Raw genomic sequence first — 13,333 nt, 5'->3', positions numbered from 1 at the left:
CCGCCGCTGCGGCCGCTGCGGCCGCTGCGGGACCCGCTGGAGCTGGCGCGGGAACCGCGGGCGCCGCTTGGGCCGGAGCCGTGACGGGGGCGCTCCCCTTCGTCGGAGCCAGGACGCCGGCACACTTGGACAGCACCGTGGCCATGGCGTCGTGCTCGGCCCGCGTGACCCAGAGCTTATAGGTGGTCTTGACCGAGATCTGCCGGGCGACGTACGCGCAGCGGTAGGCCGTGTTTCGCGGCAGCCAGGTGGCGGCGTCGCCGTCGCTCTTTTGCTGGTTTTCCGGTCCGGAAACGGCGAGGAGGTTCAGGGGATCGTTGGCGAAGGCCGTGCGCTGCGCCTCTGTCAGCTGCTGGGCACCCTTCTGCCAGGCGTCGCTGAGAGCCACGACGTGGTCGATCTGCACCGCGCTGCTCGTGTTGACCCCGCGCTGGAATGCGATGACGGTGGCCGTGTACGGATCATTCAGCGTGCCCGAGAGGACCACGCAGCTTCGGGTCCCGGGCTTCAGCGTTGTGGCCGTGAGGTCCCTGGTGAGGATGTCGTTCCGGGTGTCGCAGCCGTTGTGGTCCGTGTCCGCCCACGCCTGCCCGAACTGCGTCCGGTCGTAGCCGGTTTTCGGCGCCCGGCCTTTGATGGGCAGGGTCGCAAGCAGTTCCGTGGCCTTGGTGGCGTAGGCAGGCCGTGCCTTGACGTTGTCCAGCCGTGCGGGCTCGAACGGCGGCGCAGTGGCAGTGGGTGAGGCGGTGGGTGCGGCGGTTGCCGTCACATCCGCCGAGGTGCTTGTTCGGGCGCCCGACGACGGCTGTTGCGTTGCGCTGACGGCGCCGCCGCAGGCTGTGGTCGCCAGAATCACGGTGGCGACGATGCCACCCTTGACCCAGTCGACAGCGCCGAAGGCTCCGCTGTAGTTGCCGCGCGGCAGTGGACGTGCTCTCTTCAACTTCTTGTGCCCCCGTGGCGGTCGTTGTGCGTTCAACGATCGTACCCACCGAGCGAGCTGGATCGGGGATCTTGCGCCAAGCCTGCGTAAAGCGTGCGAACAGCAGTTAAGCGGAAGGGCCTCGCGTCACCTGTCGGTGTGCGAGGCCCCTCCTAGCGGCAGGACCACCGCAACTGGGGGACGCGGTGGGCCTGTTAACAAAGATAAAGAGGTTTCCTGAAAATTGGCTAGGAGTTTTGGGGGGACTGGCACCGGCCGGTAAGGGGGAGTGGGGGGCCAAGCTTGGAAGACCTTGTGGAGGGCGAGGTCCCCATCGCTTCAGCGCCCAGGCGGAAGCTTCGGCAGGACCTTGACTTCACTCCCGGCCTGAACCAGTGTGGAAATCGCACCGTTTCAGCTGGTTTTCACCCTTTTAGGAGATGTGCAATGACGCTTCCCTCAGGCCTGACCCCGGGTACCTGGACCCTTGATATGTCGCACAGCGAGATTGGATTTACCGTCCGGCATGCCGGGATCAGCAAGGTCCGTGGCCGGTTCACGGATGCCAATGCCGAAGCCCGTGTCCGGGAATCGCTGGCTGAATCCTCTGTGCGCGCCACAGTGAAGACCGCGAGTTTCGACTCCGGTGACGCCAACCGCGACGGCCACGTGCGGGGTGCGGACTTCTTCGACGTCGAGCAGTATCCCGAAATGACGTTCCGGGCCAAGGGCATCGAGGGCGACGGCGAGGATTACACGGTCACCGGCGACCTGACGATCCGGGGGATCACCAAGCCCGTCGAACTTGAAGTTGAGTTCACCGGCGTGGCGGTTGATCCGTTCGGTGCCACCCGGGCAGGTTTCTCGGCGGAGACGGAAATCAGTCGCAAGGAGTTTGGCCTGACGTGGAACGCAGCGCTGGAGACTGGCGGATTCCTGGTCAGTGACAAGGTGAAGATCAATCTCGAAGCTGCGCTGGTCAAGCAGGACGAGGCGGTACCGGGCCAAGCCTGACCATGAGTAGCAGCCGCGCGTCTGTCCGAGGTGAATCGAACTAGGACAGGCGCGCGATGCTCCGCCGGATCGGCCGTGAGGCCGTGCCGTCGGAAAAGAGGTCAGGCGAGGATGCCTGAATCCGTTTGACGTCTTCGAAAACGCCCCGGAGGTGGACGCGCAGGGAGCTGTCGGCGTCGGCAATATTGTTGGCTTCCAACGCGTCCACCACTGCCGTGTGCTGCTCAATCAGCGTGGAGACAGGCCTCGTATCGATCAGGCTCAAGCGCCGGGCGCGGTCCAGGTGCGCCTTGGCCGAATTGACGGCCGTCCAGGCCGACTCGTGCCCCGCCAGCCGGAGGAGTTCACGGTGGAAGTCTTCGTCCAGCCGGAAGAATTCCTCCACATCACCCTGGGCCTCGGCCTCGCGCTGGCTGGCAAGAATCTGCCGCAGGCCGGCAATCCCCGGCGCGTCCACCACCAGGTCACCAAGGGATGCGCATTCGATGGCCTCCCGGACGAACTGAGCTTCGGCAACCCGGCCCAGGTCCACGAGGGAGACGAAGGATCCGATTTGCGGGAAGACCTGCACCAGCCCCTCTTCGCGCAGCAGAATCAGGGATTCCCGCACCGGTGTCCGGCTGACGCCGAGCTCCTGCGCTAGCTCGTTTTCGGACAGCGGCTCACCGGGAGGGAGCTGCAGGGAAATGATCCGACGCCGGAGTGTTTCCAGTGTCTGATCACGCACCGAGAGCCTCGGCGACTGTCCTTTATCGGGTTTTCCTATTGCCATGCGTCCAGTCTAGCCATCGTTGACAAACTAGAATGGTAGTGCTTGTATGGTAGCAAGAGCCGCCGAAAAAAGCCCCGTACGCCAAACCTGCTCAGCAGAGCGTGCACCCGGGGAAGGCGGCCACCCTCGCACCGCAAACATCGCCACCTCCCTTTTTCATCGCCTGCAAAGGAGCACCAGATGACCGAGAGCATTGCGCCACCCACCACCAAGCCGGAGACGAGGACCACCCGGGACCTGGCCAGGGTCGCAGTTTCAGGCTGGCTCGGGACGGCCATGGAGTTCATGGACTTCCAGCTCTACTCCCTGGCCGCAGCCATCGTCTTCAACAAGATCTTCTTCCCTGAGGTGAGCCCCGTGCTCGGCCTCATCGCCGCGATGGCCACCTACGGCGTGGGCTACGTCGCCCGCCTTGCAGGAGCCGTCTACTTCGGCCGCATGGGTGACAGGATCGGCCGCAAGAAGGTCCTCTTCATCACCATCGCCCTCATGGGCGCGTCCACCACGCTCATCGGTGTCCTCCCCACGTACGCGATGATCGGCATCTGGGCTCCGATCCTGCTTGTAGCACTGCGCCTCATCCAGGGCTTCGGAGCCGGCGCCGAGATCGCCGGGGCCACCGTGATGCTCGCGGAATACGCCCCCGCCAAACGACGCGGCCTGATCTCCTCGCTCGTCTGCCTTGGCACCAACTCCGGCACACTCGGAGCCTCTGCCCTCTGGGCGATCCTGGTCGCGGTCCTGCCGGAGGACCAGCTGCTCAGCTGGGGCTGGCGCATCCCGTTCCTGGCCAGCTTCCTGCTGATGATCTTCGCAGTCTGGATCCGCCGCTCGCTTAAGGAAAGCCCGGTCTTCGAACAGCGGGCCGACGTCGTGGACGGTGTTGCCCTCGCCAAGAAGGACATTGCCCAGGCCGCCGTACCGGCCGGCACCAGCACCATTGAAGCCGCGCTGCACCAGCGCAAGGGCCGGGCCTTCCTGATCGCCCTGGGCCTCCGGTTCGGACAGGCCGGCAACTCCGGGCTCGTGCAGACCTTCCTCATCGGCTACCTCGCCACCGTGCTTTTGGTCGACAAGACCGTGGGCACCAGCGCCATCATGTACGGCTCCCTGCTGGGCTTCATCACCATCCCCATCATGGGCCTCCTGGGCGACCGCTTCGGCCGGAGACCGCTGTACCTGGTCCTCAGCACCCTCACGGCGCTGTTCGCCATCCCGATGATGCTGATGGTCACGAGCGGCAACACCACCCTGATCACCGTGGCCATTGTGGCCGGACTGAACCTAGGCGTCCTGAGCCTGTTCGCCATGGAAAGCGTGACCATGGCCGAGTTCTTCGGAGCCCGCACCCGCTTCACCCAGCTGGCCCTGGCCAAGGAAATCGGCGGCATCCTCGCCACGGCCATCGGCCCGCTGCTGGCCGCCACGCTCACGGCAATCACGGGACACTGGTGGCCGCTCGCCGCGATGCTCATCGGCTACTCCCTGATCACCCTGGTCGCCGCAGCCGTGGGTCCCGAGGTCCGCGGCCGCGACATGGTCCGCCTGGAAGACGCCGTATGAAAGCGGTAGTAGTCCACGGACCGAACGACCTTCGCATCGACGACCGCCCGGAACCCGTAGCCGGACCCGGCGAGGTAGTGCTCGACGTCGAGTGGGGCGGGATCTGCGGCTCCGACCTTTCGTACTGGCGCCACGGCGCCTCGGGGACTGCGGCACTGAAGTCGCCGCTCGTCCTCGGCCACGAGGTGGCCGGCCGGATCGCGCAGCTTGGGTCCGGAGTGGAAAACCTCGACGTCGGCCAGCCGGTTACGGTGCACCCCGCGGAACTCGTGGGGGACGGGACCATGCCGGCACGGCTCGCGGGCAGGACCAACCTCTACCCGCAGATCCGCTACTTCGGGTCAGCTGCCTTCGACCCCCACACTGACGGCGGCTTCAGCGAACGGAAGCTTGTGCGGGCTTCGCAGATCCGGGCCCTGCCCGACGGCGTGGACACCCTTCGCGGGGCGCTCGCCGAACCGCTCGCCGTCGCCATGCACGCCGTAAGCAGGGCCGGATCCTTGGCCGGACGGGATGTCCTGGTCAATGGTGCCGGACCGATCGGCTCGCTGGTGATCGCAGCAGCCAAGTACGCCGGGGCCAGGACGGTGATCGCAGCCGACATCAACGATGCCTCGCTGCGGATCGCCGCAGCAATGGGCGCCGACGAGGTCCGAAACCTTTCCGGAGTCGGCGCACTTCCAGAGGACATGGAGCTGGTGTTCGAAGCCACCGGCATCCCGGGCGTGCTGGGCGGCGTCCTCGGCGCCACGGCCCGCGGCGGAACCGTTGTCCAGGTGGGCAACCTGCCGGGCACCCCGGCGCCCGCGGCACTCGGAGACCTGGTGACCCGGGAAATCACCTGGATCGGCTCATACCGGTTCGCGGACGAGATCAGCGACGCCCTCCGCGCCATGGCCGAAGGCCTGGACGTATCGCCTGTCATCACCCACAGGTTCGGCATCGACCAGGCCGAGGAAGCCATGCGGGTTTCGGCCGATCCGGCGTCCGGCAGCAGCAAGGTCATGCTCCGCCTCACCGCCAACTGACTGGCAGCAGGTGTCGTTATGAGGGCTCAAAACGACACCTACTGCGAGCTTCTTGCAAATCTCCCACGCACCCACGAAGGACCAACCAGTGAAAATCACCGACGCACGGGTAGTGGTTTCGTCCCCCGGACGGAACTACGTCACGCTCGTTATTGAAACCGAGGACGGCATCACCGGCATCGGCGACGCCACCCTGAACGGCCGCGAGCTGGCTGTGGCGTCCTACCTGTCCGAGCACCTCTGCCCGCTGCTGATCGGCCGCGACGCCCGACGGATCGAGGACGCGTGGCAGTACTTCTACAAGGGCGCCTACTGGCGCCGCGGGCCGGTGACCATGACCGCGATCGCCGCGATCGACGTCGCGCTGTGGGACATTAAGGGCAAGGCGGCCGGCATGCCGGTCTACGAACTCCTGGGAGGTGCCGCCCGCGAGGGCGTCATGGTCTACGGGCACGCCAGCGGCTCAAGCCTGGAGGACCTGAGCGCCGATTTCCAGCACCACCTGGACCTCGGCTACAAGGCAATCCGCGCCCAGGCTGCGGTGCCGGGGCTGGAGAAAACCTACGGGATCGCGCCCGTGGATGGCAGGACTTACGAACCGGCCAGCGGCAACGTTCCACAGGAGGACATGTGGGAGACCACGTCCTACCTGGACTTCGCGCCGAAAATGATGGCGCACGTCCGCGAACAGTTCGGCTACGGCGTCCACGTCCTGCACGATGTCCACCACCGGCTGACGCCCATCGAGGCCGGCCGGCTGGGCGCCTCGCTGGAGCAGTACCGGCCGTTCTGGATAGAGGACCCGACGCCGGCCGAGGACCAGTCGGCGTTCCGTTTGATCCGCCAGCACACCACCACGCCCATCGCGGTGGGGGAGGTGTTCAACTCGATCTGGGACTGCCAGCAGCTGATCACCGAACGCCTGATCGACTACATCCGCACGTCCGTCTCGCACGCCGGCGGCATCACGCACCTGCGCCGCATCTTCTCGCTGGCCGACCTGTACGGGGTCCGGTCCGGCTCGCACGGCGCCGGCGACCTGTCCCCGGTGTCGTTCGCTGCGGCGCTGCACGTGGACATGAGCATTCCCAACTTCGGCGTCCAGGAATACATGGGCCACCGCGACCCCGTCGGTGAGGTCTTCAAGACTTCCTACACCTTCACAGACGGCTACATGCACCCGGGTGATGCTCCGGGACTCGGCGTGGAATTCAACGAGGAAGCGGCAGCAGCCTTCCCGTTCGAGCCGAAGTACCTCCCCATCAACCGCCGGCTCGACGGGTCGGTGCACGACTGGTGAACACCGCACCGCAAGAATCCCAGCCCCAGCCCTTCGACGTCGTCGTGATGGGTGAAATCCTGCTGGAAGTCGCCACCGACGCCCCGTTCGGCCACGGCGTTCCGGCGCAGCTGGGCATCTCCGGCGATGCGCTGAACGTGGCGGCGTCCGCCGCCGCGGCCGGTGCCCGCGTGGGGCTACTGTCGGTGCTGCCCGACGACGATCTCGGCCAGGCGATCGCCGCCAGGATCCGGGAACTCGGCATTTCAACCGAGCTCCTGAAATTCAGGACCGGACAGCAGGGCGTCTACCTGGTGCACTGCGATCCCGACGGGCAGCGGGAGTTTTCGTACGCCCGCAGCGGCAGCGTGGGTTCCACGCTGTCCCCGGAGGATATTGATCCCGCCGTCTTCTCGGCGGCCGGGGCAGTGATTGCAGGCGGGATCGCCTGCGCCATCTCCGCGTCCTCGCGTGCGGCGGTCCTGAAGGCTGCGGCCCTGTCCCGCCGTTTCGTTTTCGACCCCAACTTCCGTCCCCGGCTCACCTCCGTGGAAGACGCGACGGCGGTCCTCGCCGATCTCGCGCCGCGGACGTTCCTGGTCACTCCGTCCTTCCCCGGGGAGACGTCGGCCCTGCTGGCCTGCTCCTCACCGAAGGAAGCTGCCGCCAAGCTGCGCCGCCTTGGCGCGGCGACCGTCGCCGTGACCTGCGGGGCGGAAGGAATCCAACTTGAAGGCGAACAGGACTCCGTCTGGATCGACTCCATTCCCGCGCCGTCGGTGGTGGACCAGACAGGGGCGGGCGACGCGTTCGTCGGCACCCTGACCGCACGGATGGTGCTTGGCGACTCCCTTCCCGTGGCCGCCCGGTTCGGTGCGGCAGCCGCATCGCTCGTGGTGGGCGGCAAGGGCGGGACCGGGTTCATTCCCACCTTCGAACAGACCCGCGCGCACGCGTCCACCGGAGCCAAGGGAGGCCTGCCATCGCACGCCTAGACGCCTCCTCGCTTGCCGCGCAGGGGAACCACCGGCCCTTGCTGCAACGCGGCACGCTGCGGCCCGGCATTGTGCACCTTGGCTTGGGCGCCTTTGCCCGCGCTCACACGGCCGTCATCACCGAAAACGCGATGCTTGCCTCCGGCGATTTCGATTGGGGGATCACCGGAGTCACCCAGCGCTCGGATACCGTCGCGCGCCAGCTGGCGCCGCAGGACGGACTCTTCACCGTGACCGAAAGGGGCAACGGTGCGGCGCCCCTCCGGGTGGTGTCCAGCATCGTGGAAGCCATCTCGGGACGGGACAATCCGGCGTCGGTAGTGGACCGGATCGCCGCCGAGGCGACGTCGGTGCTCACGCTCACCATCACGGAAAAGGGGTACCGGATCGATCCGCGGACCGGAACCCTCAACGTCGCTGATGACCAGGTCCGGGCGGATCTTGCCGGCCAGGCGCCGCAGTCGGCGATCGGCCAGATCGCGAGGGGACTCCAGCAACGCTCTCGTGCCGACGCAGGCCCCCTCACCGTGGTCTCGTGCGACAACCTGCCGGGCAACGGGGAGCTGACCCGCAAGCTGGTGCACGCCTTTGCCGCCGCGCTGCCTCCCGGGGAGGCGGAGCCGCTGCTGGCCTGGCTCGACGCGCATGTCACCTTCCCCAACACCATGGTGGACCGGATGGTGCCGGCCACGACGGCCGGTGACCTGGACGCCGTCGAACGTGAACTCGGGCTCCGGGACGAGGCCGCCGTGGTGGCCGAACCGTTCCTGCAGTGGGTGATCGAGGACAACTTCGCCGCCCGCCGCCCTCGGTGGGAGGACGCCGGGGCGCTGTTCAGCTCCGACGTTGCAGCGTGGGAGGCAGCCAAGCTGCGGCTGCTGAACGCGAGCCACTCCATGCTGGCTTACCTGGGGCTGGCTGCTGGCAAGACCACGATCAGCGACGCCGTGGGGGAGGACGTGTTCCTCAGTGCCTGCCGGCGCATGATGGCCGAGGACGCGCTGCCCACCATCAGCCTGCCGCAGGGACTCGCCGGCGAAGCCTACTGCGCCCAGGTGCTGGGCCGGTTCGCGAATCCTGCCCTGGGCCACACCACCGCGAAGGTGGGCAGCGACGGCTCGCAGAAGATCGGGCTGCGGTTGCTGAGCACTGTCCGCGGAAATCTCGACGCCGGCCGCGAACCACGGTGGGCCGCCCTGGCGGTGGCAGCCTGGATGCGCCATGTGGCGACCACTCCGGAAGGTCAGCTTGACGATCCGCTGGCGGCGGAGCTCCATGCTGCGCTTCCTTCATCGCGCACTGCCTCGACGGTGGTCCCGGCGCTGCTCGGCTGCCGCAGCATCTTCGACGGTGAGCTGGCCGCGCACGGCGGTTTCTCCGAGCTTCTCACTCACTGGTACCGCACCATCGACATCCACGGGCTGGACGGCCTGAGAAATGAGATCAACCATGGCTGACGCCACCAGCGTCCTGCACGTTTCCCCGGTCATCCCGGTGGTGACGATCGACGATCCGCAGCATGCCGTTCCGGTGGCCCGGGCACTCGCCGACGGCGGCATCCGCATCATCGAGCTCACATTGCGGACCGAGAGTGCGCTGACATCGCTGAAGCTGATCGCCAACGAGGTGCCGGACATCCTGGTCGGAGCGGGCACGGTCGTGACGCCCGGCCAGGCGGATGCTGCGGTAGCCGCCGGCGCGCAGTTCCTGGTCAGCCCGGGCGTGACACCCGCGCTGCTCCGTCACATGCTGACCCTCAACATTCCGGTGCTGCCCGGCGTGGCCACGGTGGGCGAAGTGATGGCAGTCCTGGAAAGCGGTCTCGACGCCATGAAGTTCTTCCCCGCCGGACCTGCCGGCGGTCCGAAATACCTCGCGGCGATCGGCGCACCCATTCCGCAGGTGCAGTTCTGCCCCACCGGAGGCATTAGCCTGGCCTCGGCACCGGACTACCTGAAACTGCCCAACGTCTCGTGCGTCGGCGGCAGCTGGCTCACGCCCCGCGACGCCGTGGAGAGCAATGACTGGGGCCGGATCACGGAGCTGGCCCGGGAAGCCGCCGGAATCGGCCAGCTGCGCGAACCCTAGGGGACATCCGGCGTCGCGGACCGGCACGTAAAGTCGGGCACATGACCGCTTACCGTTCCGCGGCCCGCCGCCCGGCGCGCTCGCCTGCCTGTTCCCGCTCGGAAAGGGTGAACTGGAAATAAGTGCCCCGCCGCCGGGGTTAGGCTGCTACAAAGGCCGCTACCAAGGAGTTCGACGATGACTGCTGTCACCATCCGCCACACCCCTGCCCGGGAGCGCTTTGAAGTGCTCGCCGACGGCCACGTCATCGGCAAGGCCTTGTACAAGATGTACGACGACGACGGGTCGCCACAGCGGATTTTCTATCACACCGTGATCAACGAGGAGTACGGCGGCCAGGGGCTGGCCGGCCGGCTCGCAACCGTGGCACTGGACGAGACGGCGGACGCGGGTCTGACCATTGTGCCGGTGTGTCCCTTCATCAAGAAGTTCCTCACCAAGCACCCTGAGTACTCTGAGAACACGACAGCCACCACACACCAGCACCTGGCGTTCCTGAATGAGGCGCTTGCCGCGCACGCAAAGACTCAGGCGTAGTTCCCGCCGACGTTGTCACGGGGCTAGTTGGGTCAGGGCCGCCAAGCGGCTGCCTCAGGTGTACATGAGGGAACCCGGCGTGGTGAGGATCTGCCCGGTTTCGAGCCAGGTCTTCAGGCCGGACAGGATCATCGGCCAGCCGCCGTAAAGTTGCTCGTTGGCGCCTTCGCGGAGCTGGTCATGGGTGACGGTCAGGTGGCAGGAGTCGCCAACAGGTTCGATCTCCCAGGTGATCCGCGAGGTGCCCTCGGCCTTGACGTCCTCGCCCCAGAGCGCGCGCATGGTCTGCACGAGCCGGCGCGGCGGGTCGACTTCGACGTTCTCGCCCTCGCCAAGCAGATCCCCTCCGCCGGGGGCCATCTCGAACCGGGACCCCGGCGTGAAGTCTGACTTGATGTGCATTCCGAACTGGTATTTGCCGCGGATCTCGCTGTCCGTTATGGCTTCCCAGAGCTGTTCGGGAGTGGTCTTGATGTAGATTTCGAAGATCTTTTCCATGGGACTTTCCAATCTGGATTTGAGGTCGCTGAGGGCAGCGGCCCATGGTTCTGAATATTTGCTCACCCAGCGGTCGTGGACGAGCCTGATGGGCACCGGATTCAGGAAGTGCAGCTTCTCGCGGCCGCGGCGCCGGGTCACCACGAGGCCGGCTTCCTCAAGGATCTTGAGGTGCTTCATGACCCCGAAGCGGGTGATCTCGAAGTGTGCTTCCAGGGCGCTGAGTGTTTGGCCGTCTTCGCGGAAAAGCTGGTCCAGCAGCTCCCTGCGGATCGGGTCAGCCAAGGCCTTAAACACCGCGTCCATACGGTCAGAATAGGTGACCATTTGGTCACATGTCAACGGGTCCGCGTAGCAGCCCGCCCATTTTCAGCGCTGGGAACGGCGAGTGCTGCTGCCCGTTGGGAGGACTCGAACGCGGCGAGAGTCAACAGGCGTAAGGGAGTAGAAGGGGGTGAACCTGGCTCTGGTTCCGGGGGAAATATCCGACCGGACCACCGAAGCGGCCTCCAGTGCCGCAAGGTGGTACCGGACGATGTCCCTGGTGGCGCCAAGAGCGCTGCTGAGCTCCGACACTCTGCTCGCCCCGTTGTGTGCCAGATACTCGACGATCCGGGATCTGATCTGGTTGCTCCGAACCTTCGGCTCGTGATTGCCAGCGTGGACCGTCATCTGGCTGCTCGGGACGCTAACTACCTCAGTCAATGCAACTGCCTTTCAGCGTGCTCAGGAAAGTGTGCGCAGGAAATGCAGGCCGGCCGGATACGGGATAGCGGGGCATAAAACGCCGTGGCGTCAAAGCCCCGACCGGCCGGCCGGGTGGGTGTGGTCCGGTCAGTGCGTTGCGGCTTCCAGCTCTTTGACCTCGTGCACGTCCTGAGCCGGGAGCGAATCCTGGCGGGGAGCAGCCTTGTCGTGGTTTCGGCCGATGACTGCGGTGGCGATGGCATTTCCGAGGATGTTGGTCGCGGTGCGTCCCATGTCCAGGAGCTGGTCGATCACCAGCAGGACACCGATGCCCGCTGCCGGGATGCCGAAGGCGGGTACGACGGCGGCGACCACGACGAGTGACCCGCGCGGCACGCCGGCCATGCCCTTGCTGCTGAGCAGAAGCATGGCGGTCATCGCGATCTGCTGGCCAAGGTCCATGTCGATGCCGTAGGCGTTGATCAGGAAGACCGACGCGAACGTCATGTACATCATGGAACCGTCGACGTTGAAGGAGTATCCCAGCGGCAGCACGAAACCGGTGGTGCGTTTCTCGATGCCGAACTTCGTCAGGCCTTCAATGAGTTTAGGCAGTGCGGCCTCGCTGCTGGAGGTGGCGAAGGCAATGACCATGGGTTCGCGCACGATCCGGACGAGACGGAAGGCCGCGCGTCCGAGGAATGCAACGGCCACGGCGATCATGAGGGCCCACAGCGCCGTGAGGGAGACGTAGAATCCGCCGATGAAAGAGGCGTAGGTCGCAAACGCATCAAGGCCCTGGGATGTGAACGCGGAAGCGATTCCCGCGAAAACGCCTACGGGTGCCGCCAGCATCACGTAGCCGGTGACTTTGAGCATGACGCCCATCAGTTCATCGATGGCATTCGCTATGGAGGAGTGGCCCTTCTTCCGAAGATTCAGCAGGGCGATGCCGAAGAGTGCGCCGAAGACGAGGATCTGGAGGGGGTTGTTGTTCGTCAGTGCGGAAAAGACGCTGGTGGGAATGATGTGGGTGATGAACTCCTGGTAATCAAGGGCCTTCGTTTCCATGCCGGCGTCCCCGGTGGGCGCAAGGTGGAGACCGTCGCCCACGTTGAGTACATGAGCCGTGATGAATCCGAAGGCGCCGACCAGGACGGAGGCGGACAGGAACCAGATCATTGAACGGCCGAAGAGCTTTCCCACCCCCGCGGATTTGGCAGCTCCTGCGATGCCGGAGACAAGGGTGGCGAAGATCAGCGGGGCGATGATCATCTTGATGAGATTCAGGAACATGTGCGTGACAGTGTCGAGGACGGCCACGACAGTTTCGCGCGCTGCTCCGGCGAGCAGCCAGTGGCACACGAGGCCGCTGATGATTCCGAACAGGAGCGCTGCCAGAATCCACATCGTTGTTTTGTTTTTCATGATCAATCCTTCAGGTAGGTCCAGTTTCACGGGGCGGGACGGTTCCGGGCACGACGGCGTGCCCCGAACCGCGGTGCGGGGAAGGTGTTGGGTTGCGCCGGTCGAGCTTGTGCCCCGCTGGGCGGAGCTTGTCGAGACCGTGTTGGGTTGCGCCGGTCGAGCTTGTCGAGACCTAGATTTCGACAGGCTCAATCAGCGGACTATCTCGACAGGCTCAATCAGCGGACCAGCTCAATCAGCGGTGGCTTCGACGCGCTCGACGAGCGGCTTCTCTATTTGCTGAGGTTGGCGAGGCGTTCGGGGCTGAGGAGTTCCTGGAGTTGGTCGGCGGTGAGGAGGCCGTGTTCGAGGACGAGTTCGGCCACGCCCTTGCCGGTGGCGAGGGCTTCCTGGGCGATGGCGGTGGCGGTGGCGTAGCCCAGGTGGGGGTTCAGGGCGGTGACCAGGCCGATGGATTGTTCCACGGTGAGGCGGAGGTGTTCGGTGTTCGCGGTGATGCCCCGGACGCAGCGTGCGGTGAGG

At 65.9% G+C, this 13,333-nt stretch carries 13 protein-coding genes and 1 pseudogene; 8 read left to right on the top strand and 6 right to left on the bottom strand.

Features of this window, described 5'->3' with window-relative positions; all coding sequences use genetic code 11:
• A partial coding sequence (locus AC1D14_RS22445) for an HNH endonuclease family protein (protein WP_476969220.1) occupies positions 1–943 on the bottom strand: 943 nt, incomplete at its 3' end.
• 426 nt (positions 944–1,369) lie between these two features.
• On the opposite strand from AC1D14_RS22445, the gene AC1D14_RS22440 reads away from it, so the two are divergent.
• Positions 1,370–1,936 carry a YceI family protein gene (locus tag AC1D14_RS22440; protein ID WP_230120146.1) on the top strand — a complete coding sequence of 189 codons (567 nt, stop codon included), beginning with the start codon at positions 1,370–1,372 and terminating at the stop codon, positions 1,934–1,936.
• 40 nt (positions 1,937–1,976) lie between these two features.
• On the opposite strand, the gene AC1D14_RS22435 is transcribed toward AC1D14_RS22440, so the two are convergent.
• Positions 1,977–2,708 carry a GntR family transcriptional regulator gene (locus AC1D14_RS22435; protein ID WP_476882417.1) on the bottom strand — a complete coding sequence of 244 codons (732 nt, stop codon included), beginning with the start codon at positions 2,706–2,708 and terminating at the stop codon, positions 1,977–1,979.
• A 180-nt stretch (positions 2,709–2,888) separates the two neighbouring features.
• Between AC1D14_RS22435 and AC1D14_RS22430 the strand changes: the two genes are divergently transcribed.
• From AC1D14_RS22430 to AC1D14_RS22400, 7 genes are all read left to right on the top strand, one after another.
• On the top strand, positions 2,889–4,271 hold the full coding sequence (locus AC1D14_RS22430; protein ID WP_230120148.1) for an MFS transporter: 1,383 nt from the start codon (positions 2,889–2,891) through the stop codon (positions 4,269–4,271).
• On the top strand, positions 4,268–5,299 hold the full coding sequence (locus tag AC1D14_RS22425; RefSeq protein ID WP_230120149.1) for an L-idonate 5-dehydrogenase: 1,032 nt from the start codon (positions 4,268–4,270) through the stop codon (positions 5,297–5,299). The genes AC1D14_RS22430 and AC1D14_RS22425 overlap by 4 nt, the downstream gene beginning before the upstream one ends.
• 88 nt (positions 5,300–5,387) lie before the next feature.
• The gene (gene manD, locus AC1D14_RS22420) at positions 5,388–6,599 is read left to right on the top strand and encodes a D-mannonate dehydratase ManD (protein ID WP_230120150.1); all 1,212 of its coding nucleotides are present in this window, start codon (positions 5,388–5,390) and stop codon (positions 6,597–6,599) included.
• A 47-nt stretch (positions 6,600–6,646) separates the two neighbouring features.
• Positions 6,647–7,573, top strand: a complete 927-nt coding sequence (locus AC1D14_RS22415; protein WP_230120158.1) for a PfkB family carbohydrate kinase — start codon at positions 6,647–6,649, stop codon at positions 7,571–7,573.
• 38 nt (positions 7,574–7,611) lie between these two features.
• Positions 7,612–9,030: a mannitol dehydrogenase family protein gene (locus AC1D14_RS22410; RefSeq protein WP_230120151.1), complete on the top strand. Its 1,419-nt coding sequence runs from the start codon at positions 7,612–7,614 to the stop codon at positions 9,028–9,030.
• Positions 9,023–9,661: a bifunctional 4-hydroxy-2-oxoglutarate aldolase/2-dehydro-3-deoxy-phosphogluconate aldolase gene (eda, locus tag AC1D14_RS22405; RefSeq protein ID WP_290369791.1), complete on the top strand. Its 639-nt coding sequence runs from the start codon at positions 9,023–9,025 to the stop codon at positions 9,659–9,661. The genes AC1D14_RS22410 and eda overlap by 8 nt, the downstream gene beginning before the upstream one ends.
• A 177-nt stretch (positions 9,662–9,838) precedes the next feature.
• Positions 9,839–10,198, top strand: a complete 360-nt coding sequence (locus AC1D14_RS22400) for a GNAT family N-acetyltransferase (protein ID WP_230120153.1) — start codon at positions 9,839–9,841, stop codon at positions 10,196–10,198.
• 54 nt (positions 10,199–10,252) lie between these two features.
• Here the strand turns inward: AC1D14_RS22400 and AC1D14_RS22395 are convergent, their stop codons facing one another.
• The 4 genes and pseudogenes from AC1D14_RS22395 to aspA all read right to left on the bottom strand — a co-directional run.
• A complete protein-coding gene (locus tag AC1D14_RS22395) occupies positions 10,253–11,002 on the bottom strand; it encodes an ArsR/SmtB family transcription factor (RefSeq protein ID WP_476882421.1) in 750 nt (249 codons plus the stop codon).
• 63 nt (positions 11,003–11,065) lie between these two features.
• Positions 11,066–11,401 (bottom strand): winged helix-turn-helix domain-containing protein, encoded by a 336-nt coding sequence (locus AC1D14_RS22390; protein ID WP_476969219.1) that lies wholly within the window; start codon positions 11,399–11,401, stop codon positions 11,066–11,068.
• A 129-nt stretch (positions 11,402–11,530) separates the two neighbouring features.
• A complete protein-coding gene (locus AC1D14_RS22385) occupies positions 11,531–12,811 on the bottom strand; it encodes a dicarboxylate/amino acid:cation symporter (protein WP_476882422.1) in 1,281 nt (426 codons plus the stop codon).
• A gap of 272 nt (positions 12,812–13,083) precedes the next feature.
• Positions 13,084–13,333 (bottom strand): annotated as a pseudogene (aspA, locus tag AC1D14_RS22380) (aspartate ammonia-lyase); the annotation flags it as partial.

This window comes from Arthrobacter sp. P1_B11, from assembly GCF_056406715.1.
This window is presented reverse-complemented; position numbering and strand designations above follow the sequence as displayed.

Excerpts from the sequence above, each read along its gene's own strand:
- AC1D14_RS22430 (WP_230120148.1), top strand. The coding sequence starts at position 2,889 with ATGACCGAGAGCATTGCGCCACCCACCACCAAGCCGGAGACGAGGACC.
- AC1D14_RS22415 (WP_230120158.1), top strand. The coding sequence starts at position 6,647 with ATGGGTGAAATCCTGCTGGAAGTCGCCACCGACGCCCCGTTCGGCCAC.
- AC1D14_RS22385 (WP_476882422.1), bottom strand. The coding sequence starts at position 12,811 with ATGAAAAACAAAACAACGATGTGGATTCTGGCAGCGCTCCTGTTCGGA.
- AC1D14_RS22425 (WP_230120149.1), top strand. The coding sequence starts at position 4,268 with ATGAAAGCGGTAGTAGTCCACGGACCGAACGACCTTCGCATCGACGAC.
- AC1D14_RS22440 (WP_230120146.1), top strand. The coding sequence starts at position 1,370 with ATGACGCTTCCCTCAGGCCTGACCCCGGGTACCTGGACCCTTGATATG.
- AC1D14_RS22400 (WP_230120153.1), top strand. The coding sequence starts at position 9,839 with ATGACTGCTGTCACCATCCGCCACACCCCTGCCCGGGAGCGCTTTGAA.
- AC1D14_RS22435 (WP_476882417.1), bottom strand. The coding sequence starts at position 2,708 with ATGGCAATAGGAAAACCCGATAAAGGACAGTCGCCGAGGCTCTCGGTG.
- AC1D14_RS22395 (WP_476882421.1), bottom strand. The coding sequence starts at position 11,002 with ATGGACGCGGTGTTTAAGGCCTTGGCTGACCCGATCCGCAGGGAGCTG.
- eda (WP_290369791.1), top strand. The coding sequence starts at position 9,023 with ATGGCTGACGCCACCAGCGTCCTGCACGTTTCCCCGGTCATCCCGGTG.